The sequence below is a fragment of the Sulfuricurvum sp. genome, assembly GCF_019163035.1.
GTDB lineage: Bacteria > Campylobacterota > Campylobacteria > Campylobacterales > Sulfurimonadaceae > Sulfuricurvum.
Map to the genome: position 1 here is coordinate 1 of NZ_JAFLKV010000129.1, position 20,333 is coordinate 20,333.

A 20,333-nucleotide genomic window follows, 5' to 3' on the forward strand; every position below is an offset into this window, starting at 1 on the left:
TCTTCAGACTCAAAGTGGCGATTATCATACCGGTAATCAAACATCACAAAATTGTCGATTACCTCATCAAACAGTGCCTTCGAAGCAGCCCCAATAATAAGGTACTGCGCATTCGTTACAAACAACAGATGCAATACCCGATCAATAGCACTGAAAGGATGGGAAGAATCTGATTCTATCTCACTAAACCACCCCTTGAGACCGTAAGGTTCAAACATCGCCAAGCCGATCGAATAGCCGTTAGTATTATGATTAATGTACAGGGATGCTTGAGCTTCGTGCATTGCGTACCGCCAATTTTAAATCTATAAATAGAGTTTATGCATATAATTATACAAAAATGGTTCTCATTTAACTTTTATTTTAGTAATAATCAAGTTATAATCACATTCTTATATTTTAATCTAAGTTTAGGACATCCTTAATGAAACGCCCCACTCCGGTCAACGAAGAAGTATTGTTTGATGGAAGAAGTTTAATTTCTGAAACCGATACCAAAGGTATCATTACCTACGTCAACCGCAAATTTACAGAAATGACACTCTATACCGCACAAGAAGCAGTTGGACAACCCCACAGTATTTTACGCCACCCTGATATGCCTAAAGCAGGCTTCGAGGGGATGTGGAAAGTGATCGAAAGCGGAAAAATTTGGGAAGGGTACGTTAAAAATCTTCGTAAAGACGGTAAGTTTTACTGGGTTGTCGTCCATATCGTCCCAAAACTCAATGAAGCCGGAGAGATTATCGGATACATTGCCTCTCGCAAAATGCCTGATCGCAACCGACTCAAAATTGTCGAAGAGCAATACCGAGATTTAGTCGCACAAGAACAATAAATAGGGCTACTCTTTTTTGAGGCGCATCGCAATCGTTTGCATCACCTCAAACAACTCCTCTTTGGTTTCATAACGAAGTTCCACACGGTTGATCGGAACTTCACCTATGGGATCAAAATCACAAATCAGCACATACGCTTCAAGGGTGATCTGATCCGCTTTTAACTCCGCCCATTCCAGTGATACCGAGGCACGTTCACCTGCCGCATAGATCAAAGCCGCAGGATACAATCGAGTAATTTTAGCTAAATCAATCTGCATGTCGGACATTTCAAAAATCATCTCTTTTTTCATTCAATCTCCCTAAGAACATACCTTCGCCCTATCCATACGTAATATAATGAAGCCATTAAAAATGCACTTGCCAAAAGAAGTGTAATCATCCCCAGAGAAATACCTGATCTTGCCAAATAACCGATCAACAAGGAAACAAATGCTCCAACTCCTAAAAAGATCATATCGTTATAAGCAATGACTCGTCCATAAAAATCGCTGTGCGTGTGATGTTGTAACAGCGTATAGGTATAAGACCACAATGTTGTAGTAACAAAGCCAACCGCAACCGAAGCGGCTAACGAAGCATAAAAATTATCTATGACTATTGCCCACAAAGCGATTCCGACACCTCCGGCAAAAAACAACCATCCCAAACGAGCATTATTAATCCAATGTCCTAACACCATGGGACCGATAACCAAACCAACCGCACGAGAAGCGTTGAGCAGCCCTATCCCTAATGACACGGCAATAATTTGAGAATAATAGTGTTTTGCAGCTAAGGCAACAAGAGCATCAAAAGCAGTGAACCCCAAAATAGCATGCAAAATCATCAAATGGTAGACAATAGGATTTTGACGAATGTAGCTAAAAGCCTCTTTCATCATCGTACCCATTTTTGAGCCGTTTGGGGAGAGCTCCACCTCTATTGTGATTGTTGAAAGCAAAAAGAGAACTATGACAAAGAGTCCCGCATCGAGCAAAAAAGCGGTGGTTACTCCGACCCAATAAACTACCAATCCGCTTAATGCCATCCCTAACGTATAAGATAAAGACCAAATCATTGAGTGAATTTCGTTCGCCGCTTGAAGTGATTTCCCTTCCAAAATCCGTGGAAGAAGTGACATCTCCACCGTAAAATGAAAACTCGAAGCCCCCATCCGAATAAATACCAGCAGATATAAAAATCCTAACATACCTATATTGTCAACACTGATTAAAGAAAGAGTACACACAATTTCTATGAACGTCAAAAGTATCATCAATTTTTTCGGATGGATACGATCCAAAATTACACCGCTCAAGGGTGCTTGAAATACTCCGGGTAAAAAATGCAAAGCCGCAACCAATGCAATCGTCGTTGCATCAGCACCCATCTGAATCAAAAGAGTGTAAATTGCCACATTACTAAACCATGCCCCAAAATAGGCAAGCAATTGAATCAAAGAGAGACGTCGTAAAAGCGGCTCACACCGTAAAAGAGTTAAATATCGTTCCATAAGTGCAAGGTTATCATGTGAGGGATTAAAGTTTTTATTTTCATGGACGATTTAGGGTTAGAAATTGTCTCATATTTTTCTTAGGAGAATCTCAATGGAAATCTTTCAAACGACAGCAAAGATACAGCAGACTCAAAGTGCTGCTCCAAAAAGTAATGCAGAAGTGCAAACTACCCAAAGTGTGCAACAAATCCAAAAAGCACAAATTCAACAAGATCAAGCGGCGCAGGCTAATACTGATCAAAAAACGTCAAAAACTGCTTCTCAGGATGATATGAATAAATTGATAGATCAACTCAATCAATCGTTGAATCCGTTCAATACAAGCTTGAAATTTGGATTTGATAACTCATCCGATGATTTTTATGTCTCTGTCATCGAAACCAAAAGCAATCGTATGCTTCGACGCTTTCCGATAGAACAAGCCGAAGCACTTTTACCGAAAATGCAAGAGGTGAATGGACTATTATTTGATCAAAAAGGGTAATTAACCATATTAAAAAATACTAAACGAAACATTTATTCGAAACATTCAAAGGAATATTTATGACTACTAATCTTGCCTATAACACCTATACCCAGAACAATATCGGTGTCGAATCACCGGAAAAATTGATTCAAATGATGTACGAGGGAATTTTACGCTTTAATATGCAAGCAAAGCGCTCTATTAATAGCAACGACATTGAACGTCGCACCTACTGGATTAATCGCTCTAGTGCCGTCGTCAGTGAGTTAATCAATATATTGGATTACAATCAAGGTGATATTTCTAACTATTTGTCAGGTCTATACAGCTATCAATTCCGTCTTTTAGTAGAAGCCAATCTTCATAATGACTCCACCAAACTCGATGAAGTCAATCAAGTTTTTAAAGGGCTTTTAGAAGCATGGAAAGAGAGCACTGATGTGGCTAACCAAGCTTAAAACCGCATTAGTACTCGAAAATATAGAACAACTTTCTTCCCTTTTGGATGAGATGCCTCAATTTGAAAGCATTGAACAAATAGAAGAAGTTTCCTATCTTTTAATACAGACGAAGAGTTTGATTGAAAAAAATAAAGCTGAAACTGCACAAATCCTAATACAGCTCAAAAACAACCTCAATTTTCTCAAATCTACCCAAGAAGAACCACCCTCTTCTTTAAATCTCAAATTTTAACCCTTTTCTCACCCTTTTTTTGATAAAATCGCGATATTCACTCTACACCATAGTGGAGTATGGGTATCAATGATAAGGATGCATGTATGAAAAAAGAGGTTAAAAAAGTTGTTCTTGCCTATTCCGGCGGATTGGACACAAGTGTTATTTTAAAATGGCTCCAAGATGAGTACAAATGTGAAGTGGTCACGTTTACGGCGGACATCGGTCAAGGTGAAGAGGTTGAACCGGCTCGTGCCAAAGCAATCAGCCTCGGAATTAAACCTGAAAATATTTATATTGAAGATCTTCGTGAAGAGTTTGTGCGCGATTATGTCTTCCCGATGTTCCGTGCCAATGCGATTTATGAGGGTGAGTACTTACTCGGTACATCTATTGCACGTCCTTTGATCGCAAAACGCCAAGCGGAAATTGCCCGTATTACGGGTGCCGATGCCGTCAGTCACGGTGCTACCGGAAAAGGAAACGACCAAGTCCGTTTTGAAATGGGTTACCTCGGACAAAATAGTGCACTCACTATCATCGCCCCGTGGCGTGAATGGGATTTGAACTCGAGAGAAAAGCTACTCGCGTATGCAGCTGAACACGGTATCAAAATCGAAATGAGCGGTAAAAAATCTCCCTATTCTATGGATGCCAACCTCCTACATATCTCGTATGAAGGTGGAATTTTGGAAGATCCTGCTTCTGAACCGGAAGAGAGTATGTGGCGTTGGACGGTATCACCTCAGGATGCACCGGATGAAGCCGAATACATCGAAATCGGCTACGAAAAAGGGGATCCAATCAGCTTGAACGGTAAAGTTCTTTCCCCTGCTGTTATGCTTGAGCAGCTTAACATCATTGCAGGACGTCACGGAATCGGACGTGCCGATATCGTTGAAAACCGCTTTGTCGGTATGAAAAGCCGTGGTTGTTATGAAACACCGGGTGGAACCATTATGATAAAAGCACATCGTGCTATCGAATCATTAACACTCGATCGTGAAGAAGCACATCTCAAAGATGAGTTGATGCCGCGCTATGCCAAACTGATTTACAACGGATTTTGGTTTGCTCCTGAGCGCGAAATGCTCCAAGCAGCAATCGATAAGACCCAACAAAACGTTCGTGGTACGGTACGTTTGAAACTTTACAAAGGGAATATCATGGTTGTCGGACGCAGCTCAGATCTTTCACTCTTTAACCCTGAGTATTGCACATTTGAAGAAGATTCCGTTTACGATCAAAAAGATGCAGGCGGATTTATCAAACTCAATGCACTCCGTTTTATCATTGCCGGTAAAGCACGCAAAAACAAATAAGGAATTTATGTATGAGCATCATTAAAATAGATATGAATTCGGATGAGTTCCAAGCGGAACTCGAAAAAACGATCAAATTTACCGACAAAGTCATCAATCAATTCAATTGGACTTATAATCCTCAAGAAGAGATTAATGAAGGAGTTCAACTCGGACTTGCTCGTAATAAAATGATGTACGGAAAACGTTTTTGCCCTTGTTATATGGTTGAAGAGGTAGAGGGTAAATATCAAAGTACTGATAATCGTCTCTGTCCTTGTACCACTGCCATTGAAAAAGAGCTCCCAGATGAAGGCGTCTGCCACTGTCAAATCTTCTGTACACCAGAATTTGCAGCAGCTAAGCGCATGGAGATGGGAATTGAAGAGGTAACCCATCAACACTCACGTGGATTAACTAAAGAAGAGTGTGAAATGCTCTTGCACAAAAGTGATCTGGATAGTGACGAGTTAACATCGCTTTTTGAAGCACGTGAACTCGGCATGGTTAAATTTAAAGTGGTCGATGTTCGTGAGTGGATGGAGTGGAAAATGGGACGTATTGATGGAGCCGATGTTTTGGTTCCGACCAGCAGTTTCTTCCAAACATTGAATGAATCTAAATTAGAGAAAGATGAGCACATCATTGTGTATTGTCACGTAGGAAGCCGAAGTGCCCACTGTCAACGTATTTTGATCGATATGGGATACACCAAAGTCTCCAACCTCGCGCACGGTATTGTCGGCTACAGCGGCCAAATTGTTCGCGGTTAATCAAGGATTAAAATGAAAGTATTATTGACAAAAGATGTCAAAGGTGTCGGTAAAACCGGTGAAATCAAAGAAGTAGCCGACGGTTATGGCAAAAACTTTTTGATCGGCAAAGGGTTAGCTCTTGCGGCGACCAATGAAGTTTTAAAAAAATACGAATCGGAACAAAAGAAAAAAGCGGCACATGAAGCGGCAGAGATCGAACGACTTAATGCAGTCAAAGCACAGCTTGCCGATATTAAAGTAACGATTACTAAAAAACTCGGGAACACCGGTCATCTCTTCGGTGCCGTAACCAAAGAAGAGATTTCCGATGCCCTAAAAACGCAACACAACATCGAGATTGATAAAAAAGAGCTCGACGCAAAACACGGAATCAAAACAACCGGATTGCACGATTTGGATCTCAAACTCGGTCACGGAATCCACGCAACACTTCACCTTGAGATCAAAGGGGAGTAAGCGGATGTTTGATGCTACGACTATCCTCGCTTATAAAGGGAAAAACAAAGCCGTTATCGGCGGAGATGGGCAAGTAACATTCGGACAAACCGTACTCAAAAGCAATGCCACCAAAATCAGAACTCTCCATAACGGGGAGGTTTTAGCGGGGTTCGCCGGCTCTACCGCCGATGCGTTTAACCTTTTTGATATATTCGAGGAGCATTTGGCTCAACGCAAAGGCGAACTTATCAAAGCGGTTATCGATTTTTCCAAAGCGTGGCGAAAAGATAAAGTATTGCGCCGTTTGGAAGCGATGATGATTGTCCTCAATAAAGAGCATATTTTTATTCTGACGGGTAACGGAGATGTCGTTGAGCCCGAAGACGGTGAAATTGCCGCCATCGGAAGCGGCGGAAGCTACGCTATCTCGGCAGCACGTGCGCTGAAAAAGCATACGTCGCTTGACGAAGAGACGTTGATCAAAGAGAGCCTTACCATAGCGGCAGATTTATGCATCTACACCAATCACAATATCAAAACGTTAAGCCTCGGATAAGCCTATGGATATGACCCCACACGAAATCGTCGATTATCTCGATCAACATATTATCGGTCAAAACAATGCAAAAAAAACCATTGCTCTAGCCCTCAGAACACGTTATCGCCGTTTGAAACTCGATCCGATTTTGCAAGATGAGATCATGCCGAAAAATATTTTGATGATCGGTTCTACAGGTGTCGGTAAAACTGAAATTGCCCGACGACTTGCCAAAATGATGCAGTTACCGTTTATCAAAGTCGAAGCGAGCAAATACACCGAAGTAGGGTTCGTTGGTCGAGATGTCGAATCGATGATTCGCGATTTGGTCATGACATCATTATCAATGGTAAAAGCCGAACATAATGAGCATAACAAAGAGTCCATCGAAAACTATGTGCTTGATACCCTCACTCAAAAACTACTGAGTCTCCCCGCTTCGCATTCACTCAACGAATCAGAACTCCGAGAACAGGTGCGCGATGGCGAATGGGATGGACATATTGTCGAAATAGAACTTCAAGCGCGCGGTGTTGAATTCAACGATACCAATATGCCCCCTGAAATCGCCCGTGTTCAAGAATCATTTTCACGAATGTTCTCCATCATGGGCAAAGAGGAGAGTTCCAAAAAGGTTACGGTTGCCGAAGCCAAAGAGATCTTACGCCAAGAAGCATCCGAAAAACTCCTCAATCATGACCAAATGAAACATGAAGCGCTGAAACGGGCCGAAGATGGGGGGATCATTTTTCTCGATGAAATCGATAAGATTGCCGTCAGTTCACGCAGTGAGGGGCGCAATGATCCCAGCAAAGAGGGGGTTCAACGCGATTTGCTCCCTATCGTCGAGGGGAGCATTGTCTCGACTAAACTCGGTTCCATCAAAACAGATCATATCCTTTTTATTGCCGCGGGAGCCTTCCATCTAACCAAGCCGAGTGATCTTATTCCAGAATTGCAAGGGCGTTTTCCTCTACGCGTCGAGCTTGAATCTCTAAATGAAGATGCACTATATCTGATTTTAACCAAAACAAAAAACTCACTGCTAGAACAATACAAAGCACTCCTGAGCACCGAAGAGGTTATCTTAGACTTCGAAGATGCCGCCATTCGAGCCATTGCCCATTATGCCCAGATGGCGAATGAAAAAACCGAAGACATCGGAGCACGACGACTTCATACCGTTGTTGAAAAAGTCATAGAAGAGATCAGTTTCAATGCTCATATCCATAAAAACACAACTGTTATCGTTACTGATACGATGGTGAATACCATTCTTTTACCACTTGTTGAGGATGAAGACCTCGCACGTTATATCCTATAAAGGCACACACAAATGAATAAAGCAGGTTTCGTCGCTCTCGTAGGACGCCCGAATGCGGGGAAAAGTACTCTAATGAACTGGATTTTGGGTGAAAAAATCGCCCTAGTGAGCCAAAAAGCAAATGCGACGCGTAAACGCTCCAATGCTATCGTCATGCACAATGACGATCAAATTATTTTTGTCGATACTCCGGGGCTCCATCAAGCCGAAAAACTCCTCAATCAGTATATGCTCGAAGAGGCATTAAAAGCGATCGGTGATTGTGATGTTGTTGTTTATCTCGCCCCCGCATCCGATAAGACCATCCATTATGAAAAATTTTTGGAGATTAATTCCGATAAGCGGAAGCATATTATTGTTTTGAGTAAAATCGATCAGATTTCCCAAGCAGAGCTATTGAAAAAAATTGGGGAATACAACCGTTTCAGTGACCATTTTCTAGCCCTGATTCCCATGTCAGTCAACAAAAACGTAGGGAAAAAAGATCTTCTTGATACCATCGTCAAACATCTCGACGAATCCCCTTATCTTTATGATCCTGAAAATATTACGACTGAAATGATACGAACCATATACAAAGAGTTTATCCGTGAAGCCATATTTGATAACATCAGCGATGAAATCCCTTATGAATCGGATGTTATTATCGATAAAATCGATGAGGATGCCCCTGTTGAGCATATCCGTGCAACCATTATCGTCGAAAAAGATTCCCAAAAAGGGATCATTATCGGTAAAGGGGGAGCCGCCATCAAACGGATCGGTCAAAATGCTCGTGAAAAAATTGAGCGATTAGCTGCTAAACCTGTTTATCTTGAACTCTTTGTCTCCGTTAAAAAAGGGTGGACAACCGATAAAAAATTTCTCAGTGATTTAGGATACGAATGGTAAAAGCTCTCTTTGTTTCATTACTTTTAGGGACAACCCTTTTCTCATCAGATGTGATCACTTTATATAAAAGTGGCGGGAAGAAACTATTTGATAAACAGATGAATCACCCCTCGTATTGGGCAGGATCTCTTTTCAATAAAGACCTTCGCTTCGGTTATTTCGAGCGAGCTTTTTCTCTTTTAACCTGTACCAAAGAAAAAGGTGTCTTAGAACTATACGCTCCCGATGCACAAAAGCGTTTTTTTCTTAAAAAACGATATGGTGCCTTTACCGGAAAAAACGCGGGAGATAAATATACTGAAGGTGATCTTAAAACTCCTATTGGAATTTATACCTTAGTTGAAAAGAAAAAACGAGTTGACCCGTTTTATGGACCGATGGCATTCGTCACCTCTTATCCAAATTTATATGATCGTATTCGCGGTAAAAACGGTGACGGGATATGGGTACATGGAGTACCGCTAAGCGGGACCCGTGATCCGTTTACTAAAGGATGTATTGCAATCAATAACAATGATTTAGTGCAACTTGATCAAACAATCAACCCTTCCAATACCTTACTCATTATCGATTCTTCTTTAAAACAAGGGGTTAGTCCTGCAACCTACTCAGCTATTTTAGCCGGACTATATCAATGGAAATATGCATGGACGTATAATGATATAGAAACTTATTTATCAACATATGATTCTTCTTTTAAGCGATTCGACGGAATGAATTTCTCTCAATTCAAAGCCTATAAAGAACGAATTTTCAGTAAAGAAGAAGAAAAATCCATTATATTAGATCATCTCAATATTATCCCTTATCCAGGTGAAAAGCGGAATCTTTTCTGGGTAACTTTTAACCAACTCTATCTTAGTGATAGTCATAAATTTGAAGGAGAAAAATCGCTATTAATCCGATTAAATGCCAATCAATCGATCTCGATTCTTACAGAAGAATAGATAATGTATTTTTCTATTTTTCTATTTTTATGTATGACCTCTCTTTATGCGCTCCCTTTTAACTTTATTAAAAAAGAAACAGATACACTAAATACGCCAACATTGCTTGTTATCGGAGGAATTCATGGGAACGAGCCAGGGGGTTATTTTTCTGCAGCTATATTATCCCGTTATTACACGATAACAGAGGGTAATCTTTGGATCGTTCCGGATCTTAATCGTCCTAGCATTCAGCAAAACGACCGTGGTATCAACGGTGATATGAACCGAAAATTTGCCGATATTGATCCACAAGATGCCGATCTTGAAACCGTACAAGAAATTCAGAAAATTATCACCGAAAAACAAGTAAGTCTTGTCCTAAATCTTCATGATGGACATGGATTTTATCGAAAAGAACACCTCAATACTATATTTAATCCCAATGCATGGGGACAAACCTGTGTTATTGATCAAGGTTCTCTCGATACTGAACACCCGTTTGGAAACTTAAATGAAATTGCATCCAAAGTAAATCTTGAACTGAATAATGCTTTAATAGCGGATCACCATTTTTTTGATATTCGGAACACAAATACCCGTTTTGATGATGAAACAATGAAACATTCATTGACTTTTTTTTCTGTATCACACAATAAACCAGCCTTTGCAATCGAGACCAGTAAAAATCTTCCGACTCTACCTCATAAAGTTTTTTATCAACTTCACGCTATTGAATGCTATATGAAATTGATGGGAATTAAATATAAGCGTTCTTTTGACTTAACTCCAGATACCATCCACGAATTACTAAATACTTATGAAGAATTAACTATTAACAACGGTTTTTACTTAAATTTAAAGAATTTAAAAAACAGTTTAAGTTTCATTCCGCTACAATCAGAAGGAAACGAGTTTAAATTTACCCATCCGCTAGGAAGTGTCCAAAAAAAGGATGGGCAGTATGATATTTTTATTGGTAACCAAAAGATAAGCTCTCTTACCCCTAGTTACCATATAAAAGAATCTTGTTCTGGTTCTGTCAGCATTATTGTTGATGGAGAAGCGAAGGAAATCCCTATAGCTACAGATTTTTTTGCAACTGCCGATTTTAAGGTTATTAATAAAGACACGAATAGACGAATCAATATCATCGGTTTTACCTATAAAGGTATAAAAGATGAGGCTAATATCCGTGTAGGATTGAATGATTTAGACTCAAAATACTCTATTGATACCTCTAACAAGAGTTATCGAATTGAGTTATACAAACAAAACCATTTCTGTGGAATGGTTCTCGTACATTTTAAATAGGATAGAGGATGAGTAAAAGCAAACAGCAAACCTATTCAACCATCGTATCAGCGAACCCTTACAAAGGCGATTACTACGGTGGAACATTTAATACCGTATCTAAAACATCTTCTCCTTCATTTTCAAAAGAACAGTACACCATCTCTTTTTTAAATACCAAAGGGTTTATTTCAACCTTAATCGGAATCAGTAAAAACATACCCGATGATGATATTTATGATGCACTGGAAAACAAAGTTTATGAAGAGCTTGCATTGGATATGGCCATCGAATACCATATCAAATACATTGAAGCTATTAATAGAAGTACAGAGTCAGACCGTTTCTTTCATGTATTCGTTGTCGATCCCTTAACCCTAGAACAAGAGTATACTCAAGTTGTCGATACTATCAAATATATTGATCAAATTGTCCCCGTACCGCTTTTACTGAAATCATTATACGTAAAAGACCTCATTGAAACATCGGATGTTCACTGTTTTATTTACTTCCAAGAAAATGACGCGTTTTTTTGTATCTACAATGAGCAAGAGTTTATTTATGCAAAATCACTAAAATTTTCACTCAAACATATGCATGAACGTTTTTGTGAACTTTTAGGCGAACAAATAGATCTTATTTCTTTTGAAACCATGTTGGGAGAAGAGGGGCTGAATACCTCTTACCCGGACTATCAAAAAAATCTTATAAAACTTTTCGGTGAAATTTTCCTCCATATTAGTGACGTTATCACTTATGCAAAGAGAGCATATGATATCAAAAAATTTGATGAAATCTATATCGGGACAGGAGCAGGTAAAGTTCTTGGACTTGATGAGTACGCACAAACCTACTTAGGGATTAAAACCCTCCCATTTGATTTTGATTACGGGTTCAATACCAATGGTGAGCGAGTAGACCAAATTCATCAATTGATGCACCTATATGGAAGACTTGAGGTTGATGAGCGTTATGAATGTAACTTTACCATTTTTCATCGTCCCCCTCCTTTTGCAAAACGTGACAGTGGAAAACTTATTTTAGTTACAGCTGCCGCTTTAGCTGCAGCACTACTTTATCCCGGTATTTATTGGGGTCTTTCTTATGTTGAAGAGTTCCACCATGCCGTATTGACCAAAGAATATGAGACAGTTCATATTGAGAAAATGACTCGTGAAGCAACTATTAATTTAAAAGTAGCCAATAAAAATGCTGCACAAAAACTTCTTGATGAGCAAAAAACAGCCTACAAACAAAAACAAGACACATTAGTTCAAGTGCATGAGAAAAAAGTCGACTACCCTATGAAAGCAAAAATCATGTCTGATTTTACCCGCAGCTTTAATCAATATCGTGTCCAACTTAAAACAATCGAATATACTGAAGATCTCAATAATACCAAAACATTTACCTTTGGATTGACTTCATCTAGTACCCAAGATATTACAGCCTTACTCAAACATTTAACGGATATTAAACGGGATCAATATAATTTTAATCTTGATCTCATTTCGTATAATGAAGAGCAAAAATCCTACCTTAGTGAACTCAAGGCGGTAATCAAATGAAACTACAAATAGAAGACTACCTTTACACTTTAGATCAATCACTCTCACATAAAAGTGATCGTGATAAAATGATGTTATTCATAATTATTTTTGCCTCATTATTTGCTTTTTCATATCTATTATTTTGGGAAAGTTCAGAAGCTAGTTTCAAAGTTTCTCACGAAAAAGCAGTCCGTGTTGAAACTGATTTAAATGTCGATAAACAATATCTTATAACCAATCCACCTGAGCGAATTACTCAACTTGAGCGTGAAACGGTTGAATTGGAACGCCAACATGTGCTTTATATCCAATACAACGCCTATATAAAAGAGCAATTAGAACAAATCTCTTCGTTGTACTATGACGAAAAAGTTTGGGGATCATATCTTGATTCCATTTCTCGTTTTGCACGTGAGCATAAAGTAAAATTAGCAAAATTTGGCAATACCTTGCAAACTGACAACAGTTCTTTTGGACATGTTTTGGATATTACCATCACTTCTGAAGGACCTTATAAAAATACTCTAAAATTTATCAATGCACTTGAACAGAGCCAATTGGTTGTCGATTTGCACGATTTACATATAACGGCTGATGAAAAACTCAAAGGGGATTTAAATATCTCCGTATGGGGGATTGTACGACAATGAAACATTACATCCTTATATCATTTTTAAGCACAGTAGCACTTTATGCAGCTGTTCCAGTAGTTACCTCACCTACGGTTAGTGTTACTACAACTCAACCAAATGAAGATAAAGAATTAGCATGGGTGGATGAACAAATTCTTGCCATTCTCCCAACCCGTGTTGGTGTAGCTGATGGGTTTATCAATTCATTGCGTGATCCGATGAAAATGAAAAATAGCGTTTCAACTCTAAAATCAGCTTCCGGTCTTCTTTCCCCACCAAAACTGGGCATTTTATCTCAACCGAAAATAGTTGAAGAACCGTTGCGACTTCTTGCTATTATGAATAAATCGGTACTAATTAATGGTAAATGGTACAAAGCAGGAGATAGTATCCGTACTTTTACCCTTGCAGAAATTAAACCGAATTCCGTTTTATTAACCGGTAAAAAAGATCAAAAACTCATTTTGTTTTTAACCAAACAAAATAGTAATATTAAAATCATCACGAAATAGGAAAGTATCATGACATCTGTAATTAAACACCATGCGCGAGCGTTTATGTTATCCGTTGCCACGGCTGCCCTCTTAGCACCTACTTTACAGGCAGACTGTACTTATGAGCTTTTCAATATCTCATCAGTCAAAGGGACAAGTGTCGGAGAGTTTGTTGATCAAATTAGCGATGAATGCGGGATGAGTCTAATCGTTGCCGATGCTGAAGCAGAAAAGATTCTCTCAAAACAAATGAATAAAACATTTCTAAAAAACCTGACGATTAATGAAGTGTTAGATCTGATTATTAAAGAAAACAACCTCCAATACACATTGCAAAACAACGTCCTCAAAATTTCCTATATAACTACAAAAACTTATAATATTGATTATATCATTTCACAACGCATAGGTAAAGGAAGTGCTAATATTACACTCAGTTCCAATACTAGTACATCTACTGGGTCTACTGCGTCTACAAGTAGTTCATCTGGCGGAGGCGCTTCATCTGAATCCGGTATCAATATTACTTCAAGTGATGAAGTTCAGTTTTGGGAAACACTGGATAAAGAGTTAGAAAGTGTCCTTAACCGACCGGAAGATGGATATACAGCTAAAATCCCAATGATTAATAAAAATGCCGGATTAGTCACCGTTACTGCAACTAACTCTCAATTAAAACGGTTAGACACGTATTTGGAAGATTTACAGAAAAAAATGCAAACTCAAGTCCTCATCGATGTAAAAATGTACAGTGTTGTTTTTTCTGATGCTTCTTCTACAGGTATTGATTGGTCACAACTTTATGCTTTACAAAATATTGACTTAACGTTTGACTATCAAAACACTAAAGATATAACAAAATACACATCTACTAATCTAAATACTGGTACAGCAATGACAGAGTTCAACTTACCTAATGGACGAAGTGGAGGAGCAAGCGTATTTAGATTAGGGGCAAAAGGAAGTATCAATGAGCTTGTTAAGTTTTTAAAAACGCAAGGGGATGTCTACTCTATCTCAAACCCAAAAATTTTGACTCTTAATAACCAACCAGCACTTATAACAGCAGGAACAGAGCTATTTTATAAAACCACTAGCTCGACTTCTACCACTGCCGCTTCTACTACAACGGCAAGCAATGAAGTCGTCAGTTCTGTTTTTTCGGGTGTTCTTCTCGATATTACCCCCGAAATTTCCAATGATGGAAGTATAACCCTTCGAGTCAACCCCTCTATTTCAGAAACCGCCAGTGATGTTTCAACTGACAATGCAAAAAGAACTATGCCACCTGACCTAAGTCGCCGTCAAATGTCTTCCGTCATCAGTGTCAAAGATGGAAGCCGTGTTATTTTAGGGGGTCTTATTAATACTAAAAATATTAATGACACTAATAAGGTTCCATTACTCGGAGATATCCCTGTCTTAGGATACCTTTTCAAACGTGAGGGAATGAGTAAAAAGACTGAAGAGATTGTTATGATTATTGAACCGCATATAATCAAAAAAGAAAATGACTCCCTAAGCCTAGGTGATTTGGGGTATACCCGTCTTGGAAAACAAATTGAAGAAGAAGCTAAAACAGAGGACACTAAATAACGGATGGAGTGCTCCCTTTTCTCGAAACCACGTGATCTCTTTTTGGATGTAGTCAACCCACGTGATTACGTCCAAATTGATAGTGTCTCTCATATGTACCAATCGCTCAAAAATTCGGTACAAAAACCTCTCAAAATGATCCTTTTATTCGGTAGACCTGGAACCGGAAAAAGCATGTTGCTTCATAAACTGCATCATGATCTTTCTAAACACCAAAAAGTGTTGATGTTTGATATTCCTATTGTGGATGAAGATGATTTTCTCCGTGTTTTAGCTCAAAGAATATTTGGTCACTCTCCGCGAGAAGTGATGACACTAACCCGTTTTTTAGAAATTGCAGAAGCGGTAGCATACGCAGATGTACCTATTGTCCTTTTAGATGAAGCACAACTTTACAGTGGATCCCTTATGGAGAAAATTCGACTTATTTCCGACGCACGTGCTATTAAGTTTGTAATTACTCTCCATAAGACGGATAAAGAGGATATTATCGCTAAAGAGCACTTTCAAACTCGAATTTGGGAAAGTATAGAGCTTCAAAATGCCACTGCTGAGGAGCTAAAAGTATACATTCAAAAAAAACTCTTAAAAGCCAACTGTTTTGATGTTGCCAATATGTTTAACGACAAAAACATGAAACTGATCACCGCATTAACCAAGGGGAACTATCGAGAGACCAACAAACTTCTTTTTTCACTTTTTAGCCTCTATTATTGGTACGAAGAAAATAATCCGACTCTCATTAAATACAATGCTCTTAAATTAAAATGGATTGAAATGGCAGCTATTCACACAGGACTTATCCGTGCTTGATATCCGAAATTTAGAGCGCCGTTGGCTCAAGTATAAAATAAAATCGTATGCTCCGCATATTGCTTTTGCATCTGTAGGGGCTGTTCTTCTTATAGCGCTACCCTACATTTGGATGGATTCAGATAAACCAAAATCACCTCTAAAAACAGATCGCTTTTTTTCCACTGTTTCCAAAAAAGCTCCGGAAATAAAACCAATTGTCGAAGAATCTCCTACCGTTCTCGAACCTTCTATGGATTTTGTACAAACATTTCAAACGTCAGTACTTGAAACTAAAAGACCCCTTAGTTCAACGATTCAAACAACCAAACCTATACAACAAGAAGTCCCAATACCGAAAGTTTTAAACCTTCCTGATACATCTTCACTAAAAACTCCTCTTAAATCTCCTCCTATAGTTTCTATACCTCCGAGTGATAAATCACCTTCGCTTAATCGCAACGAATCAAAACTTGATATTGAAAGTGTTGAACGCCGATTCAAAGATTCTTCCAATCCAAGTCTCGGGTTATTTATTGCCCGTTATCATTATGATCATGGAAATTACAGTGAAGCCTATAATTTTGCATTAAAAATTAACTCAATCAATAACAAAATCGATGAAAGTTGGATTATATTTTCCAAATCACTCGTCAAGCTCGGTAATGTAGAGCAGGCTAAAAAAACATTGAGGTTCTATATTTCTGAATCAAATTCTGAATCAGCACGTTCTTTACTTGATTCTATTGAACGAGGAACATTTAAATGAAATTTTTACTTTTGATACTAATATTTTTAACAGACCTATTATCTGCCGATTCCAAGCAACATCTGTTTGAGCTCTATCAACAAAGAAATTATCTTCAAGCGTGTGATCTTGGAAAACAAGGATTTCAATATCACCTAAGCGATGAAGCATATATCTCATTGTATGCCTTTTCATGTCTTAAAGCTGATGTTATCGATCGGTTAGCGGGACCTATTATGGTTCTTAATCAAACCAAAGAAGCTCGCGCCAATAGTTCTTATTTTTCAGTTATTGTGATGCAAAAAAAACTTTTGATGCAATCTTTATATGATAATAAACCTCTTCAAAGTCTCAAATTTCCAACCAGTTCCCATTTACTTTCAAAAGTTTTTGATTGGTATCTCAAGGATCCACAATCCAATCAATTTGTTAAAGAATTCAAAGACCCATCCGATACTCATTCAAGCTATAAACTCTACACTACCACAGAGATAAATGGGCGAAAAAGCATAGCGATCGATGAATACTATGATAAAATATTGACTTTTCATCATGTATACTAAAAAAGGATAGAGGTTATGGATCGCATTACGCATGATTTATTAGAAAAGCGCCATATCTCTCAACAACAAATTGATCGTCTTACTTCCAGAGGCGTTCAAGATGATACTGTTTTAGAAACACTTACCAAAGTAGGTGCAATCTCACTTAATTTTATCAAACGTTTTATCGTTGAACAAATTCGACTTGGTCGCTATGAACTCTCAATTATTAAAAATTACCATTTTTTAGACGAAACGTCAATCTTAATACATTTAGCTGAAGTCATTGAAGTCCCTTTTATAGATCTCGACTCAATTGATATGGATTACCGCCTGATTGAAAAAATACCGACTGCCCAATTAAAACGGTACAATGCTCTCCCTATTTCACAAGACGATATGTACGTTGTTGTCGCATTTGCTGATCCCCTTAATCTTGAAGCACAAGAATCTATTCAACGCCTTTTTCCACGTAAATCGGTTAAGATTGCCGTTGCTACTGAAAAACAAATTCAAGCGTATCTATTTAAAATGGAGCTCAAAGATAGTGTTAAAGAACTCGTCACCAATATTCGTAACGAGCTACGTAATATAGGTACCATTGAAGAGCAACAAGAGGCTTCCTCAATCTTACAACTTATCGATGTAATCCTCAAAGCCTGTATTAAGGGGCGTGCAAGTGATATTCATATAGAACCGACAGAGAGAAACTGTGTTGTTCGAGGACGCATTGACGGTAAATTAACTGAAGTTTTTATTTTTGACCGAGATATCTATCCTCCACTAGCTTCACGTATCAAACTGTTAGCCAATCTAGATATCGCTGAACGCCGTAAACCTCAAGACGGTCGCTTTTCAGCAATTGTCATGGATGCGGAGTTTGACTTTCGTCTCTCTACCCTCCCGATAATTTACGGAGAATCAATCGTTATGCGTATTTTAGATAAAACAAAAGCTCTCGTAAAACTCGAAGACTCCGGTATGGATACTGAGAGCTATCAAAAACTGATAAAAGGTCTTCAATCACCGTTTGGGATCATTTTGGTTACCGGTCCTACCGGTAGTGGTAAAACAACAACTCTTTACGGCGCCCTCAATGAGCTACGTAACGTCGAAGATAAAGTTATTACCGTTGAAGACCCAGTTGAATATCGGATGAATCTGATTCAACAGGTTCAAGTAAACCCGAAAGTGGGGCTCTCCTTTGCTGATGCGCTCCGTTCTATCCTCCGTCAAGATCCCGATAAAATCATGATCGGTGAGATTCGTGATCATGAAACACTTGAAATCGCCATTAAAGCGGCACTTACTGGTCACTTGGTTATTTCGACACTCCATACCAATGACGCAATCAGTGCTATTCCCCGTATGTCGGACATGGGTATCGAGCCCTATCTTATCAGCGGTGCACTTGTGGCCATACAAGCCCAGCGGCTTGTACGTCAAATTTGTAAGCATTGTAAAACAGAAATTGATATTCCTCAAACCCTACTTCAAGAATACAGTTCCATGATCCCACCTCACACCGTTTTTTACGCAGGAACCGGTTGCAAAGAGTGTAACGGTTCAGGATACATGGGACGAGAAATGATATGTGAAGTTCTCCCTATTACCGAAGAACTCTCCAGTATGATTGCCCGAAGTGCATCCAAAGATGATCTTCTCAAGCAGGCAAAAGAGGAAGGGTTCATAGGAATGTTTGAAAATGGAATGGCCAAAGCGGTTCAGGGGATAACAACATTAGATGAAATACTAAGGGTGGCAAAAGGATGAAATATTTTATAGCGACAATCCTCACTAAAGGGAAAAAGACAGACCAAGGTTTTTACGCAGAAAATAAAAAAGAGGCTCACTATTTAGCCAAAATAAAATTTTCAGGGATGGTTTTAAAGATATCAGAAACTGTTCCTCCACTTGAAGATCAATTTCGACGCTTCAAAGATAATCTTTTTTCAAATATACAAAAACGTAAACTAAAACAAGATTCTCTCATCGCTGCCATTAGACAACTCGCTGTTATGACCAATGCGGGTATTTCAATACACGATTCCCTAAAAGAGATTGCAGAAGCAACAACCGACAAAACATTGCAGACCGTTTTAGGGACAATTGCCGAAGATATCAATGCCGGACACAGCCTCTCTCAATCCGCCCATAAATTCAGTTACGAACTCGGAAATCTCTCCTTGGCAATGATTGAACTCGGAGAAAAAACCGGTAATATGGCAGAAGCTCTCCATAAACTGGCTGATATGCTGGAAGAAATTCGTCGTAATATCATTAAATTTAAAAAAGCAATGGCATATCCTAGAAACGTAATGATCGCTATGGCAATTGCCTTTACTGTTCTCATCTCCTATGTTGTTCCCCAATTTAAAGCTATCTTTGAACAACTTCATGCTGAGCTACCCATGCCTACGAAAATTCTCCTCTTTTTAGAGCATTTATTTAATACATATGGACTTTATGTATTAATCGGTATTTTTATCTTCATTTTTTCATTTAAGTATATGCTTAATCACAGTCGAGAATTTAGATATAAATGGCACCAATTTTTGCTTAAAACCTATCTCATCAAAAATATTATTATGTTTGCAACTCTGAGCCGCTTCACCCTTGTTTTTTCGGAACTGGTTCGTGCAGGTATTCCGATTGCCGAAGCGCTAGAGACATCCATTGCTATGATCGATTCACTCCCTCTCCAAGAGAAGCTTATGACTGTACGTCAAACCGTTGAAAAGGGGGGAACTCTCCATAATGGGCTTCAAGAAACCGGTTTATTCGAAAACATGATCATACAAATGATCTCGGCAGGGGAATCAAGTGGACAACTCGATGCGATGATGCAAAAAGTCATGGAGTACTATAAAATGCGCTTCGATGCAATCATTGACGGTCTTTCCGAAGCGATTGAGCCTATCATGCTATTACTCATTGCGTGTATGGTTGTACTATTGGCATTGGGTATTTTCTTACCTATGTGGAACATGGGAGCCGCCGTAAACGGCCGTTAA

General features: G+C 38.8%; 24 protein-coding genes. 21 read left to right on the forward strand and 3 right to left on the reverse strand.

Annotated elements, in window-relative coordinates; all coding sequences use genetic code 11:
* On the reverse strand, nucleotides 1-284 hold a 284-nt coding region (locus JZU62_RS09280), incomplete at its 3' end, for a hypothetical protein (RefSeq protein WP_295014118.1).
* 140 nt (nucleotides 285-424) lie between these two features.
* Here JZU62_RS09280 and JZU62_RS09285 point away from each other — a divergent pair.
* Nucleotides 425-838, forward strand: coding sequence for a PAS domain-containing protein (locus JZU62_RS09285; protein WP_295014120.1), 414 nt, complete (start codon nucleotides 425-427; stop codon nucleotides 836-838).
* Nucleotides 839-844: 6 nt separating this feature from the next.
* Here the strand turns inward: JZU62_RS09285 and JZU62_RS09290 are convergent, their stop codons facing one another.
* Together JZU62_RS09290 and JZU62_RS09295 are read right to left on the reverse strand one after the other, a co-directional pair.
* Nucleotides 845-1,132 (reverse strand): hypothetical protein, encoded by a 288-nt coding sequence (locus JZU62_RS09290; RefSeq protein ID WP_295014122.1) that lies wholly within the window; start codon nucleotides 1,130-1,132, stop codon nucleotides 845-847.
* On the reverse strand, nucleotides 1,129-2,334 hold the full coding sequence (locus JZU62_RS09295) for an MFS transporter (protein ID WP_295014124.1): 1,206 nt from the start codon (nucleotides 2,332-2,334) through the stop codon (nucleotides 1,129-1,131). The genes JZU62_RS09290 and JZU62_RS09295 overlap by 4 nt, the downstream gene beginning before the upstream one ends.
* 94 nt (nucleotides 2,335-2,428) lie before the next feature.
* Here JZU62_RS09295 and JZU62_RS09300 point away from each other — a divergent pair, with 94 nt between their 5' ends.
* From JZU62_RS09300 to JZU62_RS09395, 20 genes are all read left to right on the forward strand, one after another.
* A complete protein-coding gene (locus tag JZU62_RS09300; protein WP_295014126.1) occupies nucleotides 2,429-2,821 on the forward strand; it encodes a flagellar protein FlaG in 393 nt (130 codons plus the stop codon).
* A gap of 59 nt (nucleotides 2,822-2,880) precedes the next feature.
* Nucleotides 2,881-3,261 (forward strand): flagellar export chaperone FliS, encoded by a 381-nt coding sequence (fliS, locus tag JZU62_RS09305; protein ID WP_295014127.1) that lies wholly within the window; start codon nucleotides 2,881-2,883, stop codon nucleotides 3,259-3,261.
* Complete coding sequence (locus JZU62_RS09310) at nucleotides 3,242-3,496, forward strand: hypothetical protein (protein WP_295014128.1); 255 nt, start codon at nucleotides 3,242-3,244, stop codon at nucleotides 3,494-3,496. The genes fliS and JZU62_RS09310 overlap by 20 nt, the downstream gene beginning before the upstream one ends.
* An 86-nt stretch (nucleotides 3,497-3,582) precedes the next feature.
* Nucleotides 3,583-4,800, forward strand: coding sequence for an argininosuccinate synthase (locus tag JZU62_RS09315; RefSeq protein WP_295014130.1), 1,218 nt, complete (start codon nucleotides 3,583-3,585; stop codon nucleotides 4,798-4,800).
* An 11-nt stretch (nucleotides 4,801-4,811) separates the two neighbouring features.
* Nucleotides 4,812-5,552, forward strand: coding sequence for a ferredoxin-thioredoxin reductase catalytic domain-containing protein (locus JZU62_RS09320; protein WP_295014132.1), 741 nt, complete (start codon nucleotides 4,812-4,814; stop codon nucleotides 5,550-5,552).
* A gap of 12 nt (nucleotides 5,553-5,564) precedes the next feature.
* Entirely contained in the window at nucleotides 5,565-6,011 is a 447-nt protein-coding gene (gene rplI, locus JZU62_RS09325) for a 50S ribosomal protein L9 (RefSeq protein WP_295014134.1), read from the forward strand.
* Between the two features lie 4 nt (nucleotides 6,012-6,015).
* A complete protein-coding gene (gene hslV / locus JZU62_RS09330; protein WP_295014136.1) occupies nucleotides 6,016-6,549 on the forward strand; it encodes an ATP-dependent protease subunit HslV in 534 nt (177 codons plus the stop codon).
* A 4-nt stretch (nucleotides 6,550-6,553) separates the two neighbouring features.
* On the forward strand, nucleotides 6,554-7,855 hold the full coding sequence (gene hslU / locus JZU62_RS09335) for an ATP-dependent protease ATPase subunit HslU (protein ID WP_295014138.1): 1,302 nt from the start codon (nucleotides 6,554-6,556) through the stop codon (nucleotides 7,853-7,855).
* 12 nt (nucleotides 7,856-7,867) lie between these two features.
* The gene (era, locus tag JZU62_RS09340) at nucleotides 7,868-8,746 is read left to right on the forward strand and encodes a GTPase Era (RefSeq protein WP_295014140.1); all 879 of its coding nucleotides are present in this window, start codon (nucleotides 7,868-7,870) and stop codon (nucleotides 8,744-8,746) included.
* Nucleotides 8,740-9,693: a L,D-transpeptidase family protein gene (locus JZU62_RS09345; RefSeq protein WP_295014142.1), complete on the forward strand. Its 954-nt coding sequence runs from the start codon at nucleotides 8,740-8,742 to the stop codon at nucleotides 9,691-9,693. The genes era and JZU62_RS09345 overlap by 7 nt, the downstream gene beginning before the upstream one ends.
* A gap of 3 nt (nucleotides 9,694-9,696) precedes the next feature.
* Nucleotides 9,697-10,986, forward strand: a complete 1,290-nt coding sequence (locus JZU62_RS09350) for a M99 family carboxypeptidase catalytic domain-containing protein (protein WP_295014144.1) — start codon at nucleotides 9,697-9,699, stop codon at nucleotides 10,984-10,986.
* A gap of 8 nt (nucleotides 10,987-10,994) precedes the next feature.
* Nucleotides 10,995-12,533 carry a hypothetical protein gene (locus tag JZU62_RS09355; RefSeq protein ID WP_295014146.1) on the forward strand — a complete coding sequence of 513 codons (1,539 nt, stop codon included), beginning with the start codon at nucleotides 10,995-10,997 and terminating at the stop codon, nucleotides 12,531-12,533.
* Nucleotides 12,530-13,165: a hypothetical protein gene (locus JZU62_RS09360; RefSeq protein ID WP_295014148.1), complete on the forward strand. Its 636-nt coding sequence runs from the start codon at nucleotides 12,530-12,532 to the stop codon at nucleotides 13,163-13,165. Before JZU62_RS09355 ends, JZU62_RS09360 begins: the two co-directional genes overlap by 4 nt.
* Nucleotides 13,162-13,659 (forward strand): hypothetical protein, encoded by a 498-nt coding sequence (locus JZU62_RS09365; RefSeq protein WP_295014151.1) that lies wholly within the window; start codon nucleotides 13,162-13,164, stop codon nucleotides 13,657-13,659. Before JZU62_RS09360 ends, JZU62_RS09365 begins: the two co-directional genes overlap by 4 nt.
* 9 nt (nucleotides 13,660-13,668) lie before the next feature.
* On the forward strand, nucleotides 13,669-15,237 hold the full coding sequence (gene mshL, locus JZU62_RS09370) for a pilus (MSHA type) biogenesis protein MshL (RefSeq protein WP_295014152.1): 1,569 nt from the start codon (nucleotides 13,669-13,671) through the stop codon (nucleotides 15,235-15,237).
* Nucleotides 15,238-15,240: 3 nt separating this feature from the next.
* A complete protein-coding gene (locus JZU62_RS09375; RefSeq protein ID WP_295014154.1) occupies nucleotides 15,241-16,050 on the forward strand; it encodes an ATP-binding protein in 810 nt (269 codons plus the stop codon).
* Nucleotides 16,043-16,798, forward strand: coding sequence for a hypothetical protein (locus JZU62_RS09380; RefSeq protein ID WP_295014157.1), 756 nt, complete (start codon nucleotides 16,043-16,045; stop codon nucleotides 16,796-16,798). Before JZU62_RS09375 ends, JZU62_RS09380 begins: the two co-directional genes overlap by 8 nt.
* Entirely contained in the window at nucleotides 16,795-17,340 is a 546-nt protein-coding gene (locus tag JZU62_RS09385; RefSeq protein WP_295014159.1) for a hypothetical protein, read from the forward strand. Before JZU62_RS09380 ends, JZU62_RS09385 begins: the two co-directional genes overlap by 4 nt.
* A gap of 15 nt (nucleotides 17,341-17,355) precedes the next feature.
* Nucleotides 17,356-19,092 (forward strand): GspE/PulE family protein, encoded by a 1,737-nt coding sequence (locus tag JZU62_RS09390; protein WP_295014160.1) that lies wholly within the window; start codon nucleotides 17,356-17,358, stop codon nucleotides 19,090-19,092.
* Nucleotides 19,089-20,333 (forward strand): type II secretion system F family protein, encoded by a 1,245-nt coding sequence (locus JZU62_RS09395; protein WP_295014162.1) that lies wholly within the window; start codon nucleotides 19,089-19,091, stop codon nucleotides 20,331-20,333. Before JZU62_RS09390 ends, JZU62_RS09395 begins: the two co-directional genes overlap by 4 nt.

Excerpts from the sequence above, each read along its gene's own strand:
- JZU62_RS09375 (WP_295014154.1), top strand. The coding sequence starts at position 15,241 with ATGGAGTGCTCCCTTTTCTCGAAACCACGTGATCTCTTTTTGGATGTA.
- era (WP_295014140.1), top strand. The coding sequence starts at position 7,868 with ATGAATAAAGCAGGTTTCGTCGCTCTCGTAGGACGCCCGAATGCGGGG.
- hslV (WP_295014136.1), top strand. The coding sequence starts at position 6,016 with ATGTTTGATGCTACGACTATCCTCGCTTATAAAGGGAAAAACAAAGCC.
- JZU62_RS09320 (WP_295014132.1), top strand. The coding sequence starts at position 4,812 with ATGAGCATCATTAAAATAGATATGAATTCGGATGAGTTCCAAGCGGAA.
- JZU62_RS09345 (WP_295014142.1), top strand. The coding sequence starts at position 8,740 with ATGGTAAAAGCTCTCTTTGTTTCATTACTTTTAGGGACAACCCTTTTC.
- JZU62_RS09315 (WP_295014130.1), top strand. The coding sequence starts at position 3,583 with ATGAAAAAAGAGGTTAAAAAAGTTGTTCTTGCCTATTCCGGCGGATTG.
- hslU (WP_295014138.1), top strand. The coding sequence starts at position 6,554 with ATGGATATGACCCCACACGAAATCGTCGATTATCTCGATCAACATATT.
- JZU62_RS09355 (WP_295014146.1), top strand. The coding sequence starts at position 10,995 with ATGAGTAAAAGCAAACAGCAAACCTATTCAACCATCGTATCAGCGAAC.
- JZU62_RS09285 (WP_295014120.1), top strand. The coding sequence starts at position 425 with ATGAAACGCCCCACTCCGGTCAACGAAGAAGTATTGTTTGATGGAAGA.
- JZU62_RS09385 (WP_295014159.1), top strand. The coding sequence starts at position 16,795 with ATGAAATTTTTACTTTTGATACTAATATTTTTAACAGACCTATTATCT.
- JZU62_RS09350 (WP_295014144.1), top strand. The coding sequence starts at position 9,697 with ATGTATTTTTCTATTTTTCTATTTTTATGTATGACCTCTCTTTATGCG.
- JZU62_RS09390 (WP_295014160.1), top strand. The coding sequence starts at position 17,356 with ATGGATCGCATTACGCATGATTTATTAGAAAAGCGCCATATCTCTCAA.
- JZU62_RS09300 (WP_295014126.1), top strand. The coding sequence starts at position 2,429 with ATGGAAATCTTTCAAACGACAGCAAAGATACAGCAGACTCAAAGTGCT.
- mshL (WP_295014152.1), top strand. The coding sequence starts at position 13,669 with ATGACATCTGTAATTAAACACCATGCGCGAGCGTTTATGTTATCCGTT.
- JZU62_RS09290 (WP_295014122.1), bottom strand. The coding sequence starts at position 1,132 with ATGAAAAAAGAGATGATTTTTGAAATGTCCGACATGCAGATTGATTTA.
- JZU62_RS09310 (WP_295014128.1), top strand. The coding sequence starts at position 3,242 with ATGTGGCTAACCAAGCTTAAAACCGCATTAGTACTCGAAAATATAGAA.
- JZU62_RS09360 (WP_295014148.1), top strand. The coding sequence starts at position 12,530 with ATGAAACTACAAATAGAAGACTACCTTTACACTTTAGATCAATCACTC.
- JZU62_RS09365 (WP_295014151.1), top strand. The coding sequence starts at position 13,162 with ATGAAACATTACATCCTTATATCATTTTTAAGCACAGTAGCACTTTAT.
- JZU62_RS09395 (WP_295014162.1), top strand. The coding sequence starts at position 19,089 with ATGAAATATTTTATAGCGACAATCCTCACTAAAGGGAAAAAGACAGAC.
- JZU62_RS09295 (WP_295014124.1), bottom strand. The coding sequence starts at position 2,334 with ATGGAACGATATTTAACTCTTTTACGGTGTGAGCCGCTTTTACGACGT.
- fliS (WP_295014127.1), top strand. The coding sequence starts at position 2,881 with ATGACTACTAATCTTGCCTATAACACCTATACCCAGAACAATATCGGT.
- rplI (WP_295014134.1), top strand. The coding sequence starts at position 5,565 with ATGAAAGTATTATTGACAAAAGATGTCAAAGGTGTCGGTAAAACCGGT.